The organism is Pseudoxanthomonas sp. Root630 (assembly GCF_001427585.1).
Lineage (GTDB): Bacteria > Pseudomonadota > Gammaproteobacteria > Xanthomonadales > Xanthomonadaceae > Pseudoxanthomonas_A.
In genome coordinates this window covers 530,811-554,373 of sequence record NZ_LMGY01000012.1, presented here as the reverse complement: position 1 = coordinate 554,373, position 23,563 = coordinate 530,811, and the positions used below count along the sequence as shown (strand labels likewise).

Sequence of the window (23,563 nt, the reverse complement as noted above, 5' to 3'; positions counted from 1 at the left end):
TCCTCAAGGCAAGGGTTGGGCCTCGATCCGCTGCTCGATCGCGCCAAAAATGGAACGGCCGTCACGGTCCTTCATTTCGATGTGGACCACATCGCCGAAACTCATGAAGGGCGTGCTGGGCTTGCCATCGCGGAGCGTCTCGACGGTGCGCTTCTCGGCGAAGCACGAGGCGCCCTTGGACGTGTCCTCGTTGGCGATGGTGCCCGAGCCGACGATGGTGCCCGCCGACAGCGGCCGCGTCTTGGCGGCGTGGGCGACGAGCTGCGAGAAGTCGAACTGCATGTCGACGCCGGCCTCCGGCGCACCAAACCATGCGCCGTTGATGTGGGTCACCAGCGGCAGGTGCACCTTGTTGCCGTCCCAGGCGCCTTCCAGCTCGTCCGGCGTCACGAATACGGGCGACAGCGCCGAACGCGGCTTGGACTGGAGGAAGCCGAAGCCCTTGGCGAGTTCGCCCGGGATCAGGTTGCGCAACGAGACGTCGTTGACCAGGCCGATCAACTGGATGTGCCCGGCGGCCTGCGCGGGCGTGACCGCCATCGGCACATCGTCGGTGATCACGACGATCTCGGCTTCCAGGTCGATGCCATGGTCTTCGCTGACCACCTTCACCGGATCACGCGGGCCCAGGAAGCCCGCGCTGGTCGCCTGGTACATCAGCGGATCGATGTAGAAGCTCGCGGGCACTTCTGCATTGCGCGCGCGGCGCACCCGCTCGACGTGCGGCAGGTACGCGCTGCCGTCGACGAATTCGTAAGCGCGCGGCAGCGGCGCAGCGAGCGCCTGCAGGTCGATATCGAAGGCATCCTCGGCATCGCCGGCATTCAGCGATTCGTACAGCGCGTTGAGGCGCGGCGCGGTATTGCTCCAGTCCTCCAGCGCGCGCTGCAGCGTCGGCGCGATACCGGTGGCACGCGCGCCGCGGGCCAGATCACGCGACACGACGATCAACGTACCGTCGCGACCACCTTCCTTCAGGGAACCCAGCTTCATCGCAACTCCAGATGCCGGCGCCCACGCGCCATGGTTTCAATTGTAACGAAATACGTGCGGCGATCAGCCTATGTCGGGACCGCCCTGGAAGCCGTCCTTGCGGAAGGTAAGGACCAGCGTATCGCGATGGCCCTGGCCGTCCAGCGGCTGGATCGGGGTGGATTCGTGGATCACACGCTCGTCGTCGAGGAACAGCAACGACCAGGGCGCCTCCAGCGTGAAGCGCTGCCCGTCCGGCCCTGCTGCGGCGAACACGCGGGTTTCGCCCCCCTTGATGCCCTGCCGGTCCAGCAGCAGCACCGCAACGAAATCCACACCATCGCGATGCGCCCCTTCCGGCGTCGGTCGGCCGATGCCGTCGGTGGTATCGATGCGGAACTGGTGCGCCTCGACATACCAGGGGCGCTGGCCCTTGAGCGCGGAACACCAGCGGCCCAGCCCCACCAGGAGTTGCCGCCAGGCCTGGGCTTCCGCGACGGATGGCTCGATCGGCTGGAACCAGCGCTGCATGCCGCCGTGCAAGGCGTTGTAGTCCAGCGATTGCCAGTGCGCACGATGCGGCGCCTGCGCGATCCCTTCCATATCCAGGACGAAGCAGGAATGCCGCCGCCGCCGATAGCGGCCACCGTCCTTGAGGTACCCGTCCACCTCCAACCGATCCCAACTCGGCAGCAACGCGTCGAGTGCTTCGAGATCGATGCCGACCGCGTCGGCCATGGCCCGAGGCTCGATCACCGCATAGCCACGCTCCTGCACGCGACGCACGGCCTCATCGGCGGGACAGAACGGAGGTTGGAACATCGCGACCATGGCAAGACCCCTCAACGCAAAAACCCGCCAGAGGCGGGCTTTTGCGGATGTCCAGTGGACTTCAAGTTGGCAGCCCCGGATGGATTCGAACCACCGAATGCCTGAGTCAGAGTCAGGTGCCTTACCGCTTGGCGACGGGGCTGTATAACCAGTGACGCGTAGTGTAGCGCGTCTGTTAGCGCTTGGAGAACTGCGTGGCGCGACGCGCCTTGTGCAGGCCGACCTTCTTACGCTCGACTTCACGGGCGTCGCGGGTCACGAAGCCTGCCTTGCGCAGTTCCGACTTCAGCGTTTCATCGTATTCCACCAGCGCGCGGGCGATGCCCAGGCGGATGGCGCCGGCCTGGCCGGTGATGCCGCCGCCGGTGGTGGTCACGGTGATGTCGAAGGTTTCGGTGTTCTTGGTCAGCTCCAGCGGCTGGCGCACGATCATGCGGCCGGTTTCGCGGCCGAAGAACTCGTCCAGCGGACGACCATTGACCGTGATGTTGCCGGAACCCTTGCGCAGGAACACGCGGGCGGTGGAGGACTTGCGACGGCCGGTGCCGTAGTTCTGAGTGATAGCCATGATTAGATGTCCAGGACCTGCGGCTGCTGAGCGGCGTGCGGATGATTCGGGCCGGCGTAAACCTTGAGCTTGCGATACATGTCGCGGCCCAGCGGGCCCTTCGGCAGCATGCCCTTCACGGCGGTCTCGATGACGCGCTCCGGATGGCGCTCCAGCGCCTGCGCCAGCGTCTCGGTCTTCAGGTTGCCGATGTAGCCGGTGAAGCGGTGGTACTTCTTGTCGGCCAGCTTGTTGCCGGTGACGTGGATCTTCTCGGCGTTGATCACGACGAGGTAGTCGCCGGTGTCAACGTGAGGGGTATAGACGGGCTTGTGCTTGCCGCGGAGGCGACGGGCCAGCTCGGTGGACAGGCGACCCAAGGTCTTGCCTGCTGCGTCGACGACGTACCAGTCACGCTGGACGGTCTCGGACTTGGCGGTAAAGGTGCTCATGTAACTCTCGTGTGTCTGGTCGGGCGGATTCCGCGGTTTCCCGGGCGGAACTTTGCCACGCGTTGTGAAGGGTGGAGCGCGAGGGGCGGTATTGTACGGATCACCCCTCCCCCTTGCAAGCAGCCCATCCCCCACCAGACGCCAGGGCCGGCACACGGCACAATGGCCCCATGAACACGCGGACCTTTTCCCCCCTGGACCGCTGGCTGGTGGAAGCCCAGCGCGGCCTGGACACCGTCTTCGGCAATCCGCCCGCCCTGCGCGCCAATCCGGCCGGCGACACCCCGGACGTGGCTCTCGACGATGCCGAGCAGCGCCATGCCGCCGGCCTGATGCGGATCAACCACGTGGGCGAGGTCTGCGCACAGGGTCTTTATTTCGGCCAGGCCGCCGTCGCCCGCGACCCGGAAACCCGGAACCACCTGCTGGACGCCGCCCAGGAAGAGACCGATCACCTGGCCTGGTGCGCCGATCGCCTGCGGGAGCTGGACAGCCGCCCCAGCCTGTTCAACCCCCTCTGGTATGCCGGCAGCTACGCCCTGGGCGCCCTGGCCGGCTTGCGCGGCGATGGCTGGAGCCTGGGCTTCGTGGTCGAAACCGAACACCAGGTGGAGGCCCACCTGGACGAGCACCTGGAAACCCTGCCGCCCGCCGACCTGCGCAGCCGCGAGATCCTGAAAGTGATGAAGGCCGACGAGGCCCGCCATGCCGAGCATGCCCAACATGCCGGCGCGCGGACGCTTCCGGCCCCGATCCCGACCCTGATGGCCGGCGCCTCGAAGTTGATGAAGGCCGTGGCCTACCGCCTCTGAGGCGCCGTCCCGGCTTACGAAGCCAGCTTCAAGCCGATGATGCCGGCCACGATCAGGCCGATGCAGACCAGCCGCGCCGCCGTGGCAGGCTCCTGGAAGAGCCACATGCCCACACAGGCGGTGCCGACGGCGCCGATGCCTACCCAGATCGCATAGCCCGTTCCCAGTGGAATGTGCTTCAGCGCCGCCGCCAGCAGCCAGAAGCTGGCCGCCGCCGCCACGGCCGTGACCACGCTGGGCACGAGGCGGGTGAAGCCTTCGGAATACTTCAGGCCGACCGCCCAGACGACTTCCAGCACGCCCGCCAACACCAGATACACCCATGCCATACGCCTTCTCCTCAGGTTTATGTCCGGGCCACAACGCGAAAGCGGCCCGGAACTCACGTTCCGGACCGCCGTCGGTCCTGGTGCGCGGCTTGCGCCGCGGGCGGGTCGTCCCGCCGGTTTGATCCCACGTTACCCCGGGCCACCCCAACGGGGTGTAACCCGCGGCCCTGTCACTCGGACAGGTTACGCCCGTGGTACAGCTCTTCGATCTCCCGCTTCAGGCGCGCCTCGATCTTCATGCGCTCCTTGAACGACAGGTTCTTGGCCTTCTCCTCGAACAGGTAGTTGTCGAGGTCGAACTCCTTCAGGTGCATCTTCGTGTGGAAGATGTTTTCCTGGTAGACGTTCACGTCGAGCATCTCGTAGCGCGACTTGATGTTCTTGGCCAGGAAGTCCTGGATCGAATTGATCTTGTGGTCGATGTAGTGCTTCTTGCCCTTCACGTCGCGGGTGAAGCCACGGACCCGGTAATCCATGATGACGATGTCGGATTCCAGGCTTTCGATCAGGTAATTCAGGGCTTTCAGCGGCGAAATCACGCCGCAGGTCGCCACGTCGATGTCCGCGCGGAACGTCGCGATGCCGTTGTCCGGATGGGTCTCCGGATACGTATGCACCGTGATGTGCGACTTGTCCATGTGGGCCACCACCGCATCGGAGATGATCTCCTTGCCCGCATCCTTCTTGTCGATCACCGGCTCCTCGGAAATGAGGATCGTCACCGACGCGCCCTGCGGATCGTAGTCCTGGCGGGCCACGTTCAGGATGTTGGCGCCGATGATCTCCGCCACGTCCGTCAGGATCTGGGTCAGGCGGTCGGCGTTGTATTCCTCGTCGATGTACTCGATGTACCGGCGGCGCTCATCCTCGGACGAGGCATAGCACACGTCGTAGATGTTGAAGCTCAACGCCTTGGTCAGGTTGTTGAAGCCTTGCAGCCGCAGGCGAGGCAGGGGTTTTACCACGGCGGTGGTCCCTCTTAGGGGGTATCGGATGGGGGGCGAATTATGCGCCATAAGGGGTGACAGCGAAATGTCCGCCGCCACCCGTCGGCCGGCCGCCGCGGGAGTGGCCCAGCCCTTGCATGGCCTGCGTTTGCCGTCGGCTACGTATTCGGACTAAGCTTCCGAAATTACAAGCCGCGACCACCATGAGCCCAGGCATCCCCCTTTCAGCCCCCGCTCGCCCCGCCGCCAGCCCCCTGACGCCGGACAACGCCACGCTTGAGCGCTTCCTCGCCCACAGCCACCGGCGCCGCTACCCTGCCCGCGCCGACGTGTTCCGCCCGGGCGACCCGGCCGGCACCTTGTATTACGTGGTCAGCGGCTCGGTCAGCATCATCACCGAGGAAGACGACGACCGCGAACTGGTCCTCGGCTACTTCGGCAACGGCGAGTTCGTCGGCGAGATGGGCCTGTTCATCGAGTCCGACCGCCGGGAAGTGATCCTGCGCACCCGCACCCAGTGCGAATTGGCAGAGATCAGCTACGAGCGCCTGCACCAGCTGTTCCTGGGCACGCTCTCGGCCGACGCCCCCAAATTGCTGTACGCCATCGGCGCCCAGCTTTCCCGGCGCCTGCTGGACACCAGCCGCAAGGCCAGCCGCCTGGCATTCCTCGACGTCACCGACCGCATCGTCCGCACCCTGCACGACCTCGCCCGCGAGCCGGAGGCGATGAGCCACCCGCAAGGCACCCAGCTGCGCGTCTCCCGCCAGGAGCTCGCCCGCCTGGTCGGCTGCTCGCGCGAGATGGCCGGTCGCGTACTGAAGAAGCTGCAGGCCGATGGCTCCCTGCATGCGAGAGGCAAGACCGTCGTCCTGTACGGCACCCGCTGATCTCCATGGGTCGGGCCGGTCCACCGCTGCGACCGGCCGCGCCTCCCGACACGCTTCCACCTCTCGACATCCGTCCCGCCATGCCGGGGGACGCAGATGACGTCGCGCACCTGCTGGCGGAGCTGGGCTACCCCTGCTCTACCCGCGAGGCCGCCGAGCGCATCCATGCCGTGGACGCCGATCGCCAACAGGTACTCTTGCTCGCGCGACGGGACGGGGCCGGATGCGGCCTTGTCGGCCTGCACTTTCTTTACTACGTCCCGCTGGGTGCGCTCATCTGCCGCATCACCGCGTTGGTCGTCGCCACTGAAGCGCGAGGCGGCGGGTTGGGCCGCCAGATGCTGGATGAAGCCTACCGTCGCGCGCGCAGCGCCGATTGCGTACGCCTCGAGCTGACCACAGCACTGCATCGCACCGAGGCGCATGCGTTTTATCGCGCCTGCGGCTTTACCGAAAGTTCGCTCCGCTTCACTCGCGCACTCGGCGGAGCGTAATCGGCTGCACAGGGTATCCTTCGGGAATGCAATGTCGGATCCCCCACCGGCAGGAACGTGTGGATGGAGTTTGGCAGCGAGTTCTTCTGGTTCATCCTCATCGGCCTCGGCGCACAGCTGATCGATGGTGCGCTGGGCATGGCCTTCGGCCTGATCTGCTCGTCGATCCTGCTCAGCATGGGTCTTCCCCCCGCGGCCGTCAGTGCCAGCGTGCACGCGGCCGAAGTCGTAACCACCGGCGTATCCGGCGCCTCGCACGCTTACTTCCGCAACATCGACAAGCGTCTGTTCTGGCGCCTCACGATCTCAGGCTCCGTCGGCGGCGCGCTGGGCGCCTACGTACTGACGCGCCTGCCCGGCGACGCCATCCGCCCTTTCGTCTACCTGTACCTGCTGGCGCTGGCGATCCTCATCCTCGTGCGTTCGTTCGGCCGCTGGATGCCGCGCGAGGAAGTGAAGCGCGTGCCCGTGCTGGGATTCTTCGCAGGCCTGCTCGATGCCACGGGCGGTGGCGGCTGGGGCCCGCTCGCCACGTCCACGCTGCTCGCCCGCGGCGGCCAGGCACGCACCACCATCGGCACGGTCAGCGCATCGGAATTCGTCATCACGCTGGTGGTTTCGTTGACGTTCCTGCTGACGATCGGCCTAGATCATCTGGAAATCGTGCTCGGCCTGCTCGTCGGCGGCGCCATTGCCGCGCCGTTCGCGGCCTGGTTCGTGCGCCACGTGTCCGAGCGGATCGTCTTGAAGGTCGTGGGCGTGCTGGTTCTTTCAATCAGCCTGTACCAGATCGGTCGCGCCTGGTTGTTCTGAATCCGCGAATCAAGCACAGCTGCCGCCCACCTTGGCTCCGCGGGCCGAACAACGCGTCGTCCAGCCCGTGAAGGCATCGCCAATCAGCGGGCAGGACCTGTCTGCTCCCGTGACACCACCTGCTGTTCGGTCGGCGCCGGCTCCTTCCTCCATTCCAGGCCAGCAGGCGTCTTGAATCTCGAAGTCGGTCGCGTACATGGCGAGGTACAACCTCAGGCTGCTTCCGATCGTCCAGTCGATGGCGCAGCTGGATGCGGTCTATGGAAAGGAGCTTTCCCGCACCATCATCACCAAGCATGCGCTGCAGATCATCTATGCGCCCCGCGGGCAGCAGGATGCCAACGATTACTCCGAGATGCTGGGCTACACGACGATCCAGCGGCGAGCCCGGACCCGGTCGCATGACCAGGGACGGAGTGTCTCCGACAGCTGAGGTGCTGGAACTGAAAGCCATGGGACCCGAGAAGGAGATCGTCCTGCACGAGGACTTGGCGCACTTCATCCTGTGCAGCAGGATCCGGTATTTCGAAGACGCGTACTTTACCCGCCGCTTGCTGCCCCAGACGGCCGTCAGGCCACTTCGGATATAGCGCACGCGGCATCCTTGGCCGGCCCTGCATTCGGGTTAGAATCCGCCAAAATCGCCTTTACCCGCGCAGGAGTTCCACTCATGCAATGCCCCAAGTGCCATAGCGTGATGGAGCTGATCGTCGAACCCGAAGCCAGTGCGCACCGGTGTACGCAGTGCAAGGGGTTGTGGTTCGAGATGATGGCGCACGAGACGCTCAAGCATCGTGCCGAAGAGATCGACACCGGGGACGCGGCGCAAGGCGAGGCGTGCAACAAGGTGGACCGGATCAAGTGCCCGGTGTGCATCGGCAATCGGGACCTGATCCGCATGGTCGATCCGCAGCAGCCGCACATCTGGTTCGAGAGCTGCAAGAACTGCTACGGCCGCTTCTACGATGCGGGCGAGTATCAGGACTTCGCGGAAATCGAGTTCGCCGACCTGTTCAAGGACTGGAACGCCCCCGAGCGCACCTGACCTGCGCAGGACGGGCCTTGGCCCGCTTCCACCCGACGTGGATTCACGGGGTGCTGCGCGGAGACGCGCCACCGTACACCGCGGACTTCCGCAGATCGCGATGGCGCACCCTACGCGGAGGCCCCGCCCCGCTCCTTGCAGCCCCAGTTGAGGATGGGCGTACCCGGCGGGAGCACGCGCTTGAACATGTCCACGCGTGCCGGCTTCGGGTTGACCACGACGGGCGCGCGCGCCGCCTTCAGCAGCGGCAGGTCGGCGCTGCTGTCGGAGTACGCCACGGCGATCTCGCCATAGCCGCGCTCGCGCAACATGCGCATCTTTTCTTCGTTGTGGCAGTGGCGCGTGGCCACCACGGCGCCCAGGCGCGGCCCCACCGCCGTGCCGATCACGGGCACGTCTTCGTGGGCGACGAAACTGAGGATCGCGCGCGCCAGCTCGGGCGGCGCACCCGTGGCGACGACGACCCGGTCGCCTGCGGCGCGATGCTCGCGAAAGACCTCCAGCGCGTGCGGCAGCAAGCGCTGCTGTACCTCTTCGCGATGGGTGGCCACGTACTGGTCGATCAACGCATCGAAGCTGCGCCGCCCGTGCAGGCCGAACGTCCCGATCCAGATGTAGCCGGAAATGCCGCGCCGCCGGGTAGGCAGGAACGCCACCATCGGCCCCAGCACGATCGATGCGGCGATCGCCACCACCGCGCGCAGTGGATTGCGGCGGATCAGCCAGGTCACCAGGTGGCCACCGGAGTCACCGTCGTACAGCGTGTGGTCGAAATCGAAGACCACGACCGGTGCGTCCGGGCGCGGCGTGGGATAAGGCGTGTCCGTCATGCCGCGAAGAATAGCTGACGCAGCGCCTCGCCGGGTTCTTCCGCCCGCATGAAGGTTTCGCCGACCAGGAACGCATTGACGCCCGCAGCGCGCATCTTCGCCACATCGTCCGGCACCACGATGCCGCTTTCGGTGACCAGCAGGCGGTCCCTGGGCACGGCGTCCTTCATCGCCAGCGTGGTGTCCAAGGTGACCTCGAACGTGCGCAGATTGCGGTTGTTGATGCCGACCAACGGCACCGGCACCTGCAACGCGCGTTCGAGTTCGTCGATGTCATGCACCTCCACCAGCACATCCATGCCCAGCTGCAGCGCCAGGCCGGACAGGTCGACCAGCTGGCCGTCGTCCAGCGCGGAGACGATCAGCAGGATGCAGTCCGCGCCCAGCACGCGCGCTTCGTACACCTGGTAGGGATCGACGGTGAAATCCTTGCGCAACACCGGCAGCGTGCACGCGTCGCGCGCCTCGCGCAGGTAATCGTCGGCGCCCTGGAAGAAATCGACGTCGGTCAGCACCGACAGACAGGCGGCTCCACCGAACTCGTAGCTGACCGCGATATCGGCTGGACGGAAATCCGGGCGGATCACGCCCTTGGATGGGCTGGCCTTCTTCACCTCGGCGATCACCGCCGGGTCGCCCTGCGCGATCATCGCGTTGAGCGCGTCGGCGAAGCCGCGCGTCGGTGGCGCATCGTCCACGCGCGCGCGCAGATCGGCCAGCGATACGCGGGCGCTGCGTTCGGCGATCTCGTCCGCCTTGCGGGCGAGGATGGTGGTCAGGATGTCGCTCATGCAGTCCTCAGGCGGGCACCCGCCTGTGCGGGACCCCTATTTTCGCACTATCCGCGGCGCTCGGCGGCCTCGCGATCCCACCCGTAGGCGCGCTCGACCCTGGCGACCCGCAATTCGAAGTGGTCGTACCAGTCCCGCCGGCCCTGCTCGCGCGCGGCCGTATGCTCCGCATGCTGGCGCCAGGCGAGGATCGCGGCCTCGCTCTCCCAGTACGCCACGGTGATGCCGAAGCCGTCCGCGCCGCGGGTCGATTCCATCCCGAGGAAACCCGGCTGCTGTTGCGCCAGTTCAACCATGCGCTCGGCCATGGCGCCGTAACCGGCGTCGTCCTGGCCATTGCGCTGCGATGAGAAGACCACCGCGTAGTACGGCGGCTTGGGCAGGCTGGCGAATCCGCTGGCGGCCATGTCAGTGCGTTTCCTGTTTTCCCAGGGCCTGGGTGGTGGCGATGAAATGCTGGAGGCGCTCCAGCGCTTTTCCGCTGGCGATGGCCTCGCGCGACGCGGCGATGCCCGCTTCGATGCTGTCCGCCACGCCCGCCACATACAGCGCCGCACCGGCGTTCAACACGACGATCTCGCGCGCGGGGCCGGGCTTGTTGTCCAGTACGCCCAGCAGCATCGCCTTCGACTCGGCGGCGTCGCCCACGCGTAGATTGCGGCTGGCGGCCATGGCGATGCCGAAATCCTCCGGGTGCAGCTCGTACTCGCGCACCTGTCCATCGCGCAGTTCGCCGACCAGCGTCCCGGCGCCGAGCGACAGCTCGTCCATGCCGTCGCGACCCCAGACCACCAGCGCGCGTTGGGCGCCCAGCTCCTGCAGCACGCGCGCCTGGATACCGACGAGGTCCGGATGGAACACGCCCATCAGGATGCTCGGTGCGCCCGCCGGATTCGTGAGCGGGCCCAGGATGTTGAAGATGGTGCGCACGCCCATCTCGCGACGGACCGGTGCGACGACCTTCATCGCCGGGTGGTGGATGGGCGCGAACATGAAGCCGATGCCGGACTGGGCGATCGATTGCGCGACCTGGTCGGGCTGCAACTCGATGTTGACGCCCAGTGCCTCCAGCACGTCGGCGCTGCCGGACTTCGACGACACGCTGCGGTTGCCGTGCTTGGCGATCTTCGCACCGGCAGCGGACGCCACGAACATCGAGCACGTGGAGATGTTGAACGTGTGCGAGCCATCACCGCCGGTGCCGACGATGTCGACCAGATGCGTGCGGTCGGGCACCTCGACGGTGCGCGAGAACTCGCGCATCACGGTGGCCGCGCCGGCGATCTCGCCGACGGTTTCCTTCTTCACGCGCAAACCGGTCAGGATCGCCGCACTCATCGTCGGCGACACGTCGCCGCGCATGATCTGCCGCATCAGGTCGACCATCTCGTCATGGAAGATTTCGCGGTGCTCGATCGTGCGTTGCAGCGCTTCTTGCGGGGTCAGTGGCATCGCTCAGCGCTCCAGGAAGTTCTTCAGCAGGGCGTGGCCATGCTCGGTCAGGATCGACTCCGGGTGGAACTGCACACCCTCCACCGGGAACTCGCGATGGCGGAGCCCCATGATCTCCTCGAAGCTGCCGTCCTCGTTCTCGGTCCAGGCGGTGACCTCCAGCGCGTCCGGCAGGCTGCTGCGCTCCACCACCAGCGAGTGGTAGCGGGTAGCCTCGTAGGCATCCGGGAGTTCCGCGAACACGCCCTTGCCCTCATGGCGGATGCGGGATGTCTTGCCGTGCATGATGCGGCCCGCGCGGATGACGTTGCCGCCATACGCCTGGCCCAGACTCTGGTGACCCAGGCAAACGCCGAGGATCGGCGTGGTGGCGCCCAGCCGCTCGATGATTTCCAGCGAGACGCCCGCTTCGTTCGGCGTGCATGGGCCAGGCGAGATCACGATGCGCTCGGGCGCGAGCTTCGCGATCTCGTCCACCGTCATCGCATCGTTGCGCACCACCTTCACTTCGGCACCCAGCGCTTGCAGGTACTGCACGAGGTTGTAGGTGAAGCTGTCGTAGTTGTCGATCATGAGGATCATATAACGCACAACCTATTGATTTAATTGGGTCGCAATCCTTTAAGTCTCGATAAATACCCGCATGGATACCCGCAATTTCTTTCGATACCCCTGCGCCGCCGACCGGAGGAAGCTGCACCAGAACTATTGATTCTCGCATGTAACGCCGAGACCCAAACCGCCGTTTCAGGCGGCACTTTCCCCTGCCCGCCTGCCAAGCGATCGCCATTGACCTGTGTGAGAATTGGCCAGACTTGGCAAGATTCCGCCATGCAGGGGACAACCAAATGGGCACTGCCGTTTCGGACGGGGAAATCCTGACGCTGGAAGAAGTCGCCGCCTTCCTGAAAGCCGGGAAGCGAACCGTGTACCGATTGGCCCAGAACGGCGATATCCCCGCCTTCAAGTTGGGCGGCACCTGGCGCTTCCGCCGCTCCGACCTGGAACGCTGGATCGACGAGAGCTCCAACCAACGCCCCCCTGCCAAGAAGGGGCGTGGCTGAATGGAGATCATCGACAACATCAGCCGCCTGCTAGGGGACGATATGAAGCGCGCCCTGAAGCCCGGCGCCAAGCTCAAGGTCGCTGCCTCCTGCTTCTCCATGTACGCCTATGAGGCGTTGAAGGCCGAACTGGAGCAGATCGAGCAGCTGGACTTCATTTTCACCTCCCCCACCTTCCTGCCGGATGAGGTCACCGACCGAATCCGCAAGGAAAGGCGCGAGTTCCATATTCCCAAGCTGGACCGGGAGCGCAGCCTCTTTGGCAGCGAGTTCGAGATCCAGCTGCGCAACAAGCTGACCCAACGCGCCGTGGCTCGCGAGTGCGCCGATTGGCTGCGGCGCAAGGCGACGTTCAAGAGCAATCGCAGCAAGGCCCCGATGCAGCAATTCGCCTGCGTGCAAGCTGACGCGGCGAATACGGCTTATATGCCGTTGCACGGATTCACCGCGGTTGACCTGGGCTATGAGTCGGGAAATGCCGTCTCCAACCTGGTCAACAAGATGGACGAGGCCAGCTTTACTGCGACGTGGCTGAGCCTGTTCGACCAGATCTGGAACGATCCGGAAAAGCTTGAAGACGTGACCTCTCAGATTTGCGAGCACATCTCCACCGTCTATCAGGAGAACTCCCCTGAGAGCATCTACTTCCTGATGCTCTACAACATCTTCAACGAGTTCTTGGACGACATTGACGAGGATGTGTTGCCCAACGACCGAACCGGCTATCGGGACACCCTGATCTGGAACAAGCTCTTCAATTATCAGAAGGACGCGGCCACCGGCATCATCAACAAGCTGGAGACGTATAGCGGCTGCATCCTGGCTGACAGCGTCGGCCTGGGGAAAACATTCACCGCGCTGGCCGTCATCAAGTACTACGAGCTTCGCAACAAGTCCGTCCTGGTGTTGTGCCCGAAGAAGCTTGCGGACAACTGGCTCAACTACAACCGCAACCTGAAGACCAATATCCTGGCCCGCGACCGGCTCAGCTATGACGTGTTGTGCCATACGGACCTCAGCCGCACGAGCGGCGAGTCTTTCGGCACCCCGCTGAACCGTATCAACTGGGGCAACTATGATCTGGTCGTCATCGACGAATCGCACAACTTCCGGAACAACGACGCCTACAAGGACAAGGAAACCCGTTACCAGAAGCTGATGAACAGGGTCATCCGCGAAGGCGTGAAGACCAAGGTACTGATGCTTTCTGCCACACCGGTCAACAACCGTTTCAACGACCTGCGCAACCAGCTGGCGTTGGCCTATGAGGGCGATTCCGAGAATCTGAGCAAGAAGCTTCGTACCAGTAAGTCCGTGGAAGAGGTTTTCCGCAATGCGCAGAAGGCCTTTAACGTCTGGTCGAAGCTGCCCCCTGAAGAGCGCACCCCCCGCGCCATCCTGGATAGTTTGGATTTCGATTTCTTCGAACTGCTAGACAGCGTAACCATCGCCCGCTCGCGAAAGCATATCCAGACGTTCTACGATACCAAGGACATCGGCCAATTCCCGGAACGGCGCAAGCCGCTGTCGTTCCAAAGCCCCCTGTCTGACCTGGACAGCTCCCCGAGCTTCAACGAGATTTTCGAGAAGCTTTCCCGGCTCAAGCTGTCGGTGTACGCCCCGGTGAGCTACATCCTTCCCAGCTGCATGGCGAAGTACGCGGAGATGTACGACACCAAGGTGGGCAGCAAAGGCACCTTGCGTCAAGCCGACCGCGAAAAGAGCCTGCAGGCTCTGATGACAGTCAACCTGCTGAAGCGCCTCGAAAGCTCCGTTGCGGCATTCCGGCTAACCCTGCAGCTATTGCGTAAGAACCACCTGCGCACCCTGGACAAGATCGTCAACTTCCGTCAGGTCGGCGGAGGCAGCGTTGACGACTTGACCGAGACGCTGGGGGAACTGGAAGCGGACGATGACGACCTGCTCGATCTGGAGCACGATACCGACATCGGTGGCAAGGTCAAAATCAACCTCGCCGACATGGACCTGCCTCGCTGGCAGTTCGACCTTGGCCAGGATCTCGAGCACATTGAGGACTTGCTGTCCTTGATGGAGCAAATCACCCAGGAACACGACGCCAAGCTCCAGCACCTCAAAACCCATGTACTGGGGAAGATCGCCAATCCAATCAACCCGGGCAACAGGAAGGTGCTGATCTTCACTGCCTTCGCCGACACGGCCGACTACCTGTACGCCAATCTGGCACCATTGCTATCGGCTACGCACAAGCTGCACACGGGCAAGGTCACTGGCAAGGGTTCCCCCAAGTCCACCCTCGCCAAGACCTACGATTTCCAGGAACTGCTGACGCTGTTCTCTCCGCGATCCAAGGACAAGGGCATCGTCCTGCCCAACGAGCCTGCGGAAATCGACATCCTGATCGGTACCGACTGTATTTCCGAAGGCCAGAACCTTCAGGACTGCGACTACCTCATCAACTACGACATCCACTGGAACCCGGTTCGCATCATCCAGCGTTTCGGCCGCGTTGACCGTATCGGCTCGCAGAACGCCTGCATCCAGTTGGTCAACTACTGGCCGGACATCTCGCTTGACGAGTACATCCGGCTCAAGGAGCGGGTGGAAAGCCGGATGATGATCGCCGACGTCACCGCCACTGGCGACGACAACGTTCTGTCGGCGCAGGCAAACGATGTCTCCTATCGCAAGGAGCAGCTGCGCCGCCTGCAGGAAGAAGTCATCGAGCTTGAAGACTTGAAGACCGGCGTTTCGATTACCGATCTGGGCCTCAACGACTTCCGCATGGACTTGTTGAACTACGTCAAGACGCATGGCGAGCTGGACAGATCACCCAATGGTCTGCACGCCGTCGTGCCCGCCAGTGCAGAGCTTGGCCTGCAACCCGGCGTGTTTTTCACTTTGCGCAACCGCAATACGGGCGTAAACCCGCCTGCCCATCTGCCGCAGCACAACCGCTTGCATCCTTATTACCTCATCTACATGAGTGAAGACGGGCAAGTCATCCACGACCACACCGAGGTCAAGCGCCTGCTCGATCTGGCCCGCACCTGCTGCAAGGGCCAGGCCGAGCCTTTCACCGATCTCTGCCACAAGTTCAGTAAGGCCACGGCCGACGGCCGCAACATGCGCCCCTATTCCGACCTGCTGGGCGGCGCTATCCGCTCGATGATCGAGGTCAAGGAAGAGAAGGACATTGACAGTCTGTTCTCGCCAGGGAAAACCAGCGCACTGACCCAGACCATTTCCGGACTGGACGACTTCGAGCTGATCTCCTTCCTCGTGGTTCAGGAGGCTGCGTGAGTCACGCCGAAGATCCAGCCCTGATTGCATGGCCCGACAAGGCGAAGGTTAACCGAGCCATTTCAAAGTCCAAGTTCTACGAACACGGGGCTATAAATGCCCGCCTGAAAGAGCTTTTCGTCAAGGAAGTAGAGCAAGTCACCTGGCTATACAAGCTGGCCTCGGAAACCATCAACCTGCCAACCAAGGATGGCGTAGCTGAAATCCAGGTTTTCGGGATCCAGCTGAAGACACCAAAGCTGAGCCACGAGGTTCTGCGCTGCATCGACGGAGCCATCGAACATCCGATTCTTTTTGAGCTCTACCACGGCGAACTCATGCAGATGGTTGCCTGCTTCAAGCGCCCGCGTGGGGGAGACGTAGGCGGCAAGCTTCTTCTATCCGAATACTTTGGAACCGACTGGCGGCCCGTCGAAAGCCCCCGTGCTGACCTACCCACCAGTCTGAACCTGCATGCCCTTTATGAGCGCTTGCTACGGCGGTTGATCCAGCTACCTGCACGCCCGCGAGAGCCTCTTCGGGCGCTGATTGACCGCCTTGGAAATATCCGCGCCTTGGAGCGCGAGCTGGACAAGGTTATCTCATCCCTTGAGAAGGAAAAGCAATTCAATCGCAAGGTTGAGCTAAACGCTACCGCACGCAGACTACAAAACCAGCTGGATCAGCTTGGCTATCGCAAGCTGGTTCCACCCACAAACAAGACAGAGCTACGCAAGATGGCCGAACAACCGGAAATCACCCTGAGCCAGGTCGTCGATTCCACTGACCTGAAGGCGCTGAATGATCTCCTGACCCAGGTGATGAGGCAGCAGCAGCAGCAAGCCTTGCTCAAGGATACGAATCTTGGGCAGATTGTCGAAGCAGTCGTCAATCTGGCCGCGAGCGTGCCGGCCGAAGAGGAACTGTTTGCCGCAGCAATTCTTGGACGAGTCGCCGCTGTTGCCCGTGGTCGGGAAGCTGAGGTGCACTCCCGGGTGGATGAGCTTTTCACCGACGAACCACCCTCCATTGAAACCTTGGCAGACGGCGACGCCAAGGAGTACGCAGCCAAGATGCTGGCTTACACCGAGAGCGCTTGGCTCCCCGGCTATTGCGCTCGCGAAGCGTTGGCGATTGACACAGCCAACAATGCCCGCAAAGAGCTGCTTCGCATCCTTTTGGAGAAGTCAGAAAGCTTGGCTGAAGGCATCCGTCAGCTCACCGAAGCACAAGAAACCATCAAGTCCGTGGAACCGGCAGACACACGCATCAAGCGCGTTCGCCGCATCTTCGAATCACTTGCCGAAGTCGCTCGAGGCTACGACGGCGACGTAGGTCAAGAGCCAGGAACAGCATTGTCTTCCTGCGTCAATGCCTTTATACGCACCGCAGTCGGCACAGACAGTGAGGCGATGAATGCCAGTCTCGACGCTGCGTTGGGCGTATTGGTGCGCACGATCGAGTTGCGGTTCTCACATGCACTGCATGCGGAAACTTACCAACTCCTTCTGGATGGCAAGAAGTTGCTTGGCGTTGGCGCTTGGACACGATTCATTGAGGCTTCGCCTCCCATCCACAAGGTGCAGATGAATCTATTGGAAACTGCACTGGTGCTGGCCCGCCAGAATCGTACCGACAAGGAAATCCTCAAGATCATGGAGGCAGGCTGGCCAAACCACGCCGACATCACTCGTGCCATCAAGCTGCATTTCAAGGGAGCTGTTGATATTGATCCAGAAGTGGCCGACTACTGGTTGAAGGTCGGCCGCGTCTCCCAAAGTGAGCGTACCGCGGAGCATAAGCTCGGAAACACGGAGGACCAGCAGATCGGCGAGCTACTGATCCAGCTCGACGCCAACCGGGACAGCATGGGCAAGTTGAATAGCGCCGTCGTACCCGTCTTGAAGACTTTCGATGCTTATCAGGCAGCCACGGTTGAGCGGGCCGCCACCGGCTACGAGAGCATCGCTCAAGTCGCAGAGCGATTGGCCCGTATGCGCAAGCTGAGCAAGACCGATCTGTTGGGCGATGTCGTCGAATACAACCCCATCGAACACGACATGGAAGGCGGCCATCGCTCCGGCATTCGCCGTGTCAGAGTCGTACGTGACGGCATCCTGAAAGAGTTCGGCGGAAAGATTAAAACACTCGTAAAGCCGCGCGTTGAGCCTGAGGACTAAGCATGGAATCCACGAAAGCGAAAATCATCCTCGCCAACCTGCGCGAGCGCATCGAAGTTGGCAGCGATGGCAAGTTCCGCCTCGAAGGCGTCATTACTCAGCGCGAATTGGAGGCATTGGACTTCTTCATTTCCAACCTGCCAGGCACTCTCGATTTGCCAACCGCTCCTGCGGTCGCCCCCTCCAGGCCCGAACCGGCGGTAGCTGGGCCGATTACCGTCTCGACCGTAGAACCGGCACCGTCTCAGCCGGAGCCGGAACCGCCAGCAGAAGAATCCGTCGCACTGGATTTTTCCACGCTGTCACTTCCTGATGCCGACGCGACCTATCGTGTTTGCCTCGACTTTGGCACCGCCATGTCCAAGGCCAGCTTCGTTCATGACAACGAAGACGAGGGCTTGGAGTACATCCAGGTACTCAAGCTGGGCATTCCAGGTGACCAAGAGGAAATCGACGAGGTCATGTTAGTTTCCTCGGTTTTCATCGATCCCGATGGGCTCCTCTGGTTTGGCCAGAATGCGGTCAAGCATGCCGTGGAAGGCAGTGGATCACGGATCGACAACATCAAGCGCGCTCTATCCGAGGGCAACTTGAACGTACCCGTGGATGCGACTTACAACCCGACTTCGCATCCACTCACCTACAAGGACATCGTTCTCGCCTACCTGACCTTCTTTACGTGGGCAATCAACTATGCTCTTGAGAACGATGTTGAATTGCCGGTTGTGGCTCGGAACTTCAAGCGGCGTTTCGCCATGCCGTGCTTTCCACGGGCCAACGCGCGCATGGTGGAAGGTGAGCTGAAAACCCTGCTGGGCGAGGCACAGATTCTCTCCGACACCTTTAGCGATGAGGTCCACCAAGGCCTGCCGTTGAGTCGCTTTCTCTTGGCTCTGAAGCAGCTGCGTGCCGAGACGCGCGACTACACCTTCATTGAAGGTAGTGTCACCGAGCCGCTCGGCGTGGCAGGCTCCCTGCTTAGCTGGCAGTCCAACCACGACTCACTGGCGCTGGTGGTGGACATCGGCGCAGGCACTAGCGACTTCAGCTTGTATCGACTGAAGGTAACCGTGAATGACGACGGCAGCATCGACAAGACCAAGACCACGGCCGGCGAAGTCGATGGCACCGCACGTGGTATCACCGAGGCAGGAAACCACCTCGACAAACTGCTCAAAGGCTTCATTCTGCAAAAGGCTGGCGTCAGCAGCTCGCACGACAAGTTCCAGAACATCAGCCACGCGCTTGAGCGCAACATTCGCGACCATAAGGAATCCCTTTTTAATTCAGGCTCCGTCCTGGTGCCCCTGTACAACGGGGAGGCGGTGGAAGTTTCATTAACCGAATTTCTCGCACTGGGTGAAGTCAAAGCCTTTGAAGAATCCCTGCGAAAGACGCTTGTCGAAATTCTGGAGTCCGCAGACAAGGAATGGATCAACTGGGTGCAAGCCAATCCGAGCCACAATCTCACTATCGTGCTGACTGGAGGCGGGGCCACCTTGCCAATGGTTCGTAAGCTGGCGGAAGGCACAGTGACGGCGCACGGCAAGACCATCCCCGTTGCGGCAGCAAGATCCTTCCCGGAATGGCTACGCACGGACTATCCCGATCTGGAAGCTCCTTATCCGCGCATAGCCGTCTCACTCGGCGGCGCTCGCCGGAACATCATTCGCTCGATGGGAGTCTTGAGGACTACCGGATTTGGCGGTGGCAGCCCCACCCTTGGCAGCTTCCAAACTAAGGGGATCTGAGGGCAGCCAATGAATGCGTTTCCTAACACGGTTTCAGAATTCGTCGCGGCCATCGCCAACTTTCCCGGAGGAAGGTTTACCGAAGGGTTTCGTGAAGATGGTCGCCGCATGTTCGCCTCCTTGTACGGCGCCCCTTTTTTTGCGCTCAATCAGTTCTCTGAAAGTTCCCTCCACAATGTCGGAGCAAGCATCGTTGTTGCCGATCCGGGCGGGATGCTTGGGGCGGATGGCGGGCGCTGGCTATCCCTTTACTCCAAAGTCGCCAGCAGCACAAAGTTCGCATGTACCGTTTGCGTGAACTCACGCCCGCAGTCCCTAAAGCCACCCAAGCCGCTGCTTTTCCAGCCGCCGCAGCAGGTGCTTATCAAAAGCTGGGTCAAGCATCTCCTCGACCTGGATAGCCCGCCGGGTGCATTCCTTCTTTATGTTCCGGATGGGTTCGACGAGATCGAAGCCGCTGTGAATGCCTTGTGCGAACACACGCAGGGCCGAATGACCTTGCTCGCTACCCACTCCCGCGCGGAAGCAGCGCTGGTTCAATGGCTGCTGCGACAACGAGGGTGCAAGACCAGCGAGATAGTTGGCTTTCAAAAGGACAAAGACGCGCCACAAGACTTCGCTGCCGGCGCTTGGTGGCTGTCCACCGTCCCGCCCGAAGCTGTGCAACAAGCTCCCTTGGTCGGGGAAGCACGGGACGCGCTGGCACGTGCCTATTCCTTCTTTCGGGGCCACATCCGATGCGCCAAAGGCAGGGAGGCGGCTGGCAAGATGGCTGCCGTGTTCGCCAAACGCACGATTGAAACAATCGCTGGTGAGGAGAACATTCGCGCTGTCCGCCTCTCTCCGTTGGGAGGCATCGCCTTGGCATCGGGTCGATTCTTTTCCAAGCCGACAGAAGATGCCGAATTGGATTGGGAAGAACATTCCATTGACTCCGACCTGCTTGCGGAGGTTCCTGAGGAAGCCGCTGAGTTCACCGCCGACGAGAACCATTGCCGGCTGATGGAATGGGTGGCCAAAAGCTGCCTTGAAGAGCACCGTCGCTCGACTGCAAAGGGACAGGATCCATCCTCGCTGGAGGATGCCGTACCCGCTCAACCGACCCAAGAAGCTTCTCAAGAAAGCGCCACGGCTACGCCAGTCTCTCCCCAGGTGGCCAAGCCGGCTCCTGACAAGGAAGTGACGGCTCCACCTGCGGAAGACGCTGCAATCCGCCCCCGTCGTTCACGCCTTTCGCGCAACGCCGGCACCGTTAACGTGCTGGCCCTGGCCGCGATGCTGGGCAAGCCTGGCCACAGTTCACCCAAGAGCTTCGACGCGGCCAGATCGCGGATTCTTACTTGGCTGGGCAGCAAGGGCTTTGCGGTCTCCAACGCTTCCGCCAACAGCCACACCGAGCTTCCGGAGGGCGAGCTGACTATCGAGACTGATGGCCACTCCATCTGGGCCATGCGCTTTGATGATCGCCGTTCGATGGAAGACGGGGCTATTTGGCGGGTGGAAGCAACACTGCTTGGCAGCGCTACCTCTCCGGCACTCAGCCTTCGCCTGATCCAGGTGCGTAGTAGTGAAGATGCTCCGCCGCCCGTGGCCAGTGGGGTTCCGGCCGTGGTCGCCAGCATTGCCAAGGACGTCGGCTTGCAGGACGCCGGGGCAGCGTTGCGCAACAACGCGGTACGCATCAATGGCCCCAAGGATGCGGCCTGGCTGTCCGACCTGCTATTGAACGCACACCGCAGCCAGCCCGTTATTCTGATTTCCGGCGATGTGGATGCTTCAGCCGACCGCCTTGCGGCACGTCTGGCGGGTGTGGCGCACGTGGTCAGTGTTGATCGAGCTGCCTCCAATCAGCTCATCCTTCAGTTCGGGCGGGATCGCGCCGTTTTCGGCAGCGCCGTCCGGCTTTACCGGCCCGGCTTCAACGCCGACTCCAACCCCTACCAGCACCCGATCTGGGCACTGAAGGGCACGCAGCTACCGAAATGGATGACCAACGACATCTTTGAGGAAGCCTGCGCGATTAGCCTGGAAGTCGGTGACCTAGACGATCGCGCGCCCTCCTTCCAGACCGTACGCAATCTACTCTCCGAACAGCGCATGGCGGATTCGGAGAAGCGCCTTCGTGCGCTGCGCGAACAGGCCGAAAGTCAGGCCAGCACGGCTGAGGAACGCATCAAGCAGCTTGAAGCGATTCGCATCGAACAGGACTCGGCACTGGAAGCCTACAAGACCGAGATCCGTCAGCTTAGCGAACAGGTAAAGCAGCTGCGAAGCGAACTACAGACCACTCGCCGCGAACGTGATGAGGCACTGGAAGAGGCCCGTCAGCTCCGTTACCAGATCAACAACCAGTGGGTCGAGGAGACCATCAACGGCTCCGATCAGGATGAACCCTACTACCCGGACAACTGGGACGAGCTTGAACTATGGGTTGATGAGTACGGCGAAGGAAAACTGGTATTGCATGAAAAGGCGCTCAAGGCCGTGAAGTCGTCGCCCTTCAAGGACATTCCTTTTGCCTACAAAGCTCTCGAGTACCTGGTCCGCTACTTCGTTCCGATGAAACAGCGTGCACCAGACGATGACGCGCTCTTCCAGGCAGAAGTTGATGCTTTGAAAGAACTTGGCCTGGAACGTGAGCCTGTTGGCGAAGCCCTGAACAACCACCGCTACAAGCAGTCGTACCGTCGACTATACGAAGGCAAGACCATTTGGCTGGACGACCATCTGAAATGGGGCGGAGGCTTCGACCCAGCCACGCTTTTCCGCCTATATTTCCACTATGACGAAGCCAGCGGAAAGGTGATAGTCGGCCATCTGACCACTCATCTTCCAAACAGCCTTACCCATACTTCCTGACCGGCCTAGTTCTGCTATCAAGCCCTGAAACATCGAGACGCACATGGACAAACTGAGAATGCACTCCCCCAATCTGACCGATGTCAACCTGGCGCGCCTGCGCGAGCTGTTTCCGGGTTGTGTGACGGAGGCGAAGGGCAAGGATGGCAGCGTGAAGCTTGCCGTGGACTTCGATCAGTTGCGGCAGGAGCTGTCGGCATCGTTGGTGGAGGGGCCGCAGGAGCGTTATCACCTGAACTGGCCGGGCAAGCGCGAGGCACTTCTGACGGCCAATGCACCGATTGCCAAGACCTTGCGGCCTGAGCGCAAGGAGAGCGTGGACTTTGATTCAACGAAGAACCTCTTCATTGAGGGCGACAACTTGGATGCCTTGAAGCTGCTTGCTAAACGCCAACCAGCTGGGCACTGAACGCCAAACAATCTGGACGCTCCCGCCAAACATTCTGGGCAGCGGCGCCAAATGATCTGGACACCGCCGCCAGCCAGTTGGACACTTGGAGGCTACTTGGTGGAAGTTGACTTGCGCTTGCGCATGGAATCGCCCTTCAATTCCAGTTTGTGACTGCTGTGGATCAAACGGTCAAGGATGGCGTCGGCCAGTGCCGGATCGTTAATGAAGGCGTGCCAGTCCTTGACTGGCATCTGGCCCAGCATGATCGTGGAGCCGGTACCCACACGATCATCCAGGATCTCAAGCAAGTCGCTGCGACCTCGGGCATTGAGCCCCGTGAGGCCGAAGTCATCCAGGATCAGGAGCTTGGTTTTGACCAGTTGCGCTCGCAGCTTGGCCAGCGAGCCATCCTTGTGCGCCACGTCCATCTCTTCCAGCAGGCGGCCGGTGCGCCTGTACAACACGCTATGCCCTTGGCGAGCGGCCTGCGTGCCCAAGGCGCACGCCAGCCAGGTCTTCCCGGTTCCGGTAGGCCCGGTGATGAGTGCGTTCTGCTGACGTTCGATCCAGCCACAGGTGAGAAGATCCGCGACCAACCCACGATCCAGCCCGCGGGAGTGTCGATAGTCGATCGCTTCTGGGGTGGCGCTGTGCTTGAGCTTGGCGCTCTTGAGTAGTCGCTGTAGCCGCTGTGTGTCGCGGTGGCTCTGCTCGGCATCAACAAGGTGAGCCAAGCGTTGCTCGAAGCCGAGGCTGCTGTAGGAAGCCTGCGACTGCTGATGCGCCAGCGCTTCGAGCATGCCGTGAAGGCGAAGTTCGCGCATGCGCTCCTGGGTGGTTTGAAGGGTCATC

The 23,563-nt window shown here is 62.2% G+C and carries 23 protein-coding genes, 1 tRNA gene and 1 pseudogene; 12 read left to right on the top strand and 13 right to left on the bottom strand.

Annotation, left to right across the window (positions count from 1 at the left end; genetic code table 11):
• Positions 1-3: 3 nt before the first annotated feature.
• The 5 genes from ASD72_RS08610 to rplM form a co-directional block, all read right to left on the bottom strand.
• On the bottom strand, positions 4-993 hold the full coding sequence (locus tag ASD72_RS08610; protein WP_056879500.1) for a fumarylacetoacetate hydrolase family protein: 990 nt from the start codon (positions 991-993) through the stop codon (positions 4-6).
• Positions 994-1,056: 63 nt separating this feature from the next.
• Entirely contained in the window at positions 1,057-1,803 is a 747-nt protein-coding gene (locus ASD72_RS08605; protein WP_081420236.1) for a 2OG-Fe dioxygenase family protein, read from the bottom strand.
• Positions 1,804-1,870: 67 nt separating this feature from the next.
• Positions 1,871-1,945, bottom strand: a tRNA-Gln gene (locus ASD72_RS08600).
• Between the two features lie 33 nt (positions 1,946-1,978).
• Positions 1,979-2,371: a 30S ribosomal protein S9 gene (rpsI, locus tag ASD72_RS08595; RefSeq protein WP_056879499.1), complete on the bottom strand. Its 393-nt coding sequence runs from the start codon at positions 2,369-2,371 to the stop codon at positions 1,979-1,981.
• A 2-nt stretch (positions 2,372-2,373) separates the two neighbouring features.
• A complete protein-coding gene (gene rplM / locus ASD72_RS08590) occupies positions 2,374-2,802 on the bottom strand; it encodes a 50S ribosomal protein L13 (RefSeq protein ID WP_055936916.1) in 429 nt (142 codons plus the stop codon).
• Positions 2,803-2,972: 170 nt separating this feature from the next.
• Here rplM and coq7 point away from each other — a divergent pair, with 170 nt between their 5' ends.
• The gene (gene coq7, locus ASD72_RS08585; protein WP_056879498.1) at positions 2,973-3,614 is read left to right on the top strand and encodes a 2-polyprenyl-3-methyl-6-methoxy-1,4-benzoquinone monooxygenase; all 642 of its coding nucleotides are present in this window, start codon (positions 2,973-2,975) and stop codon (positions 3,612-3,614) included.
• Positions 3,615-3,628: 14 nt separating this feature from the next.
• On the opposite strand, the gene sugE is transcribed toward coq7, so the two are convergent.
• Both sugE and speD read right to left on the bottom strand, forming a co-directional pair.
• The gene (gene sugE, locus ASD72_RS08580) at positions 3,629-3,943 is read right to left on the bottom strand and encodes a quaternary ammonium compound efflux SMR transporter SugE (protein WP_056879497.1); all 315 of its coding nucleotides are present in this window, start codon (positions 3,941-3,943) and stop codon (positions 3,629-3,631) included.
• 170 nt (positions 3,944-4,113) lie between these two features.
• The gene (gene speD / locus ASD72_RS08575; protein ID WP_056879496.1) at positions 4,114-4,908 is read right to left on the bottom strand and encodes an adenosylmethionine decarboxylase; all 795 of its coding nucleotides are present in this window, start codon (positions 4,906-4,908) and stop codon (positions 4,114-4,116) included.
• Positions 4,909-5,093: 185 nt separating this feature from the next.
• On the opposite strand from speD, the gene crp reads away from it, so the two are divergent.
• The 5 genes and pseudogenes from crp to ASD72_RS08550 all read left to right on the top strand — a co-directional run bounded on the left by crp (position 5,094) and on the right by ASD72_RS08550 (position 8,132).
• A complete protein-coding gene (crp, locus tag ASD72_RS08570) occupies positions 5,094-5,780 on the top strand; it encodes a cAMP-activated global transcriptional regulator CRP (RefSeq protein ID WP_056879495.1) in 687 nt (228 codons plus the stop codon).
• An 80-nt stretch (positions 5,781-5,860) separates the two neighbouring features.
• Positions 5,861-6,274 carry a GNAT family N-acetyltransferase gene (locus tag ASD72_RS08565; protein WP_056879494.1) on the top strand — a complete coding sequence of 138 codons (414 nt, stop codon included), beginning with the start codon at positions 5,861-5,863 and terminating at the stop codon, positions 6,272-6,274.
• A 63-nt stretch (positions 6,275-6,337) separates the two neighbouring features.
• Complete coding sequence (locus ASD72_RS08560; protein ID WP_056879493.1) at positions 6,338-7,087, top strand: sulfite exporter TauE/SafE family protein; 750 nt, start codon at positions 6,338-6,340, stop codon at positions 7,085-7,087.
• 175 nt (positions 7,088-7,262) lie between these two features.
• Positions 7,263-7,677 (top strand): annotated as a pseudogene (locus ASD72_RS08555) (type IV secretory system conjugative DNA transfer family protein); the annotation flags it as partial.
• Between the two features lie 80 nt (positions 7,678-7,757).
• The gene (locus tag ASD72_RS08550; RefSeq protein ID WP_056879492.1) at positions 7,758-8,132 is read left to right on the top strand and encodes a zf-TFIIB domain-containing protein; all 375 of its coding nucleotides are present in this window, start codon (positions 7,758-7,760) and stop codon (positions 8,130-8,132) included.
• A gap of 110 nt (positions 8,133-8,242) precedes the next feature.
• On the opposite strand, the gene ASD72_RS08545 is transcribed toward ASD72_RS08550, so the two are convergent.
• From ASD72_RS08545 to ASD72_RS08525, 5 genes are read right to left on the bottom strand one after another with little or no spacing between them, the layout of a single operon-like run.
• On the bottom strand, positions 8,243-8,962 hold the full coding sequence (locus tag ASD72_RS08545) for an HAD-IB family phosphatase (RefSeq protein ID WP_056879491.1): 720 nt from the start codon (positions 8,960-8,962) through the stop codon (positions 8,243-8,245).
• Positions 8,959-9,753 (bottom strand): indole-3-glycerol phosphate synthase TrpC, encoded by a 795-nt coding sequence (gene trpC / locus ASD72_RS08540; protein WP_056879490.1) that lies wholly within the window; start codon positions 9,751-9,753, stop codon positions 8,959-8,961. Before trpC ends, ASD72_RS08545 begins: the two co-directional genes overlap by 4 nt.
• Positions 9,754-9,800: 47 nt before the next feature.
• The gene (locus ASD72_RS08535) at positions 9,801-10,160 is read right to left on the bottom strand and encodes an antibiotic biosynthesis monooxygenase (RefSeq protein WP_056879489.1); all 360 of its coding nucleotides are present in this window, start codon (positions 10,158-10,160) and stop codon (positions 9,801-9,803) included.
• Position 10,161: 1 nt separating this feature from the next.
• Complete coding sequence (trpD, locus tag ASD72_RS08530; RefSeq protein WP_056879488.1) at positions 10,162-11,205, bottom strand: anthranilate phosphoribosyltransferase; 1,044 nt, start codon at positions 11,203-11,205, stop codon at positions 10,162-10,164.
• Positions 11,206-11,208: 3 nt separating this feature from the next.
• Positions 11,209-11,787 carry an aminodeoxychorismate/anthranilate synthase component II gene (locus tag ASD72_RS08525; protein ID WP_056879487.1) on the bottom strand — a complete coding sequence of 193 codons (579 nt, stop codon included), beginning with the start codon at positions 11,785-11,787 and terminating at the stop codon, positions 11,209-11,211.
• Positions 11,788-12,053: 266 nt separating this feature from the next.
• Here ASD72_RS08525 and ASD72_RS08520 point away from each other — a divergent pair, with 266 nt between their 5' ends.
• From ASD72_RS08520 to ASD72_RS08495, 6 genes are read left to right on the top strand one after another with little or no spacing between them, the layout of a single operon-like run.
• Positions 12,054-12,269 (top strand): helix-turn-helix domain-containing protein, encoded by a 216-nt coding sequence (locus ASD72_RS08520; protein ID WP_056879486.1) that lies wholly within the window; start codon positions 12,054-12,056, stop codon positions 12,267-12,269.
• Positions 12,270-15,551 carry an SNF2-related protein gene (locus ASD72_RS08515; protein ID WP_056879485.1) on the top strand — a complete coding sequence of 1,094 codons (3,282 nt, stop codon included), beginning with the start codon at positions 12,270-12,272 and terminating at the stop codon, positions 15,549-15,551.
• Positions 15,548-17,710 carry a DUF4391 domain-containing protein gene (locus tag ASD72_RS20530; RefSeq protein WP_081420234.1) on the top strand — a complete coding sequence of 721 codons (2,163 nt, stop codon included), beginning with the start codon at positions 15,548-15,550 and terminating at the stop codon, positions 17,708-17,710. Before ASD72_RS08515 ends, ASD72_RS20530 begins: the two co-directional genes overlap by 4 nt.
• A 2-nt stretch (positions 17,711-17,712) precedes the next feature.
• A complete protein-coding gene (locus ASD72_RS08505) occupies positions 17,713-19,461 on the top strand; it encodes a hypothetical protein (protein WP_056879484.1) in 1,749 nt (582 codons plus the stop codon).
• A 9-nt stretch (positions 19,462-19,470) separates the two neighbouring features.
• Positions 19,471-22,320: a hypothetical protein gene (locus ASD72_RS08500; protein WP_155944549.1), complete on the top strand. Its 2,850-nt coding sequence runs from the start codon at positions 19,471-19,473 to the stop codon at positions 22,318-22,320.
• A 43-nt stretch (positions 22,321-22,363) separates the two neighbouring features.
• Positions 22,364-22,729, top strand: a complete 366-nt coding sequence (locus ASD72_RS08495; RefSeq protein WP_200948852.1) for a hypothetical protein — start codon at positions 22,364-22,366, stop codon at positions 22,727-22,729.
• 92 nt (positions 22,730-22,821) lie between these two features.
• Here the strand turns inward: ASD72_RS08495 and istB are convergent, their stop codons facing one another.
• Positions 22,822-23,562: an IS21-like element helper ATPase IstB gene (gene istB, locus ASD72_RS08490; protein WP_056879482.1), complete on the bottom strand. Its 741-nt coding sequence runs from the start codon at positions 23,560-23,562 to the stop codon at positions 22,822-22,824.
• Position 23,563 lies beyond the last annotated feature (1 nt).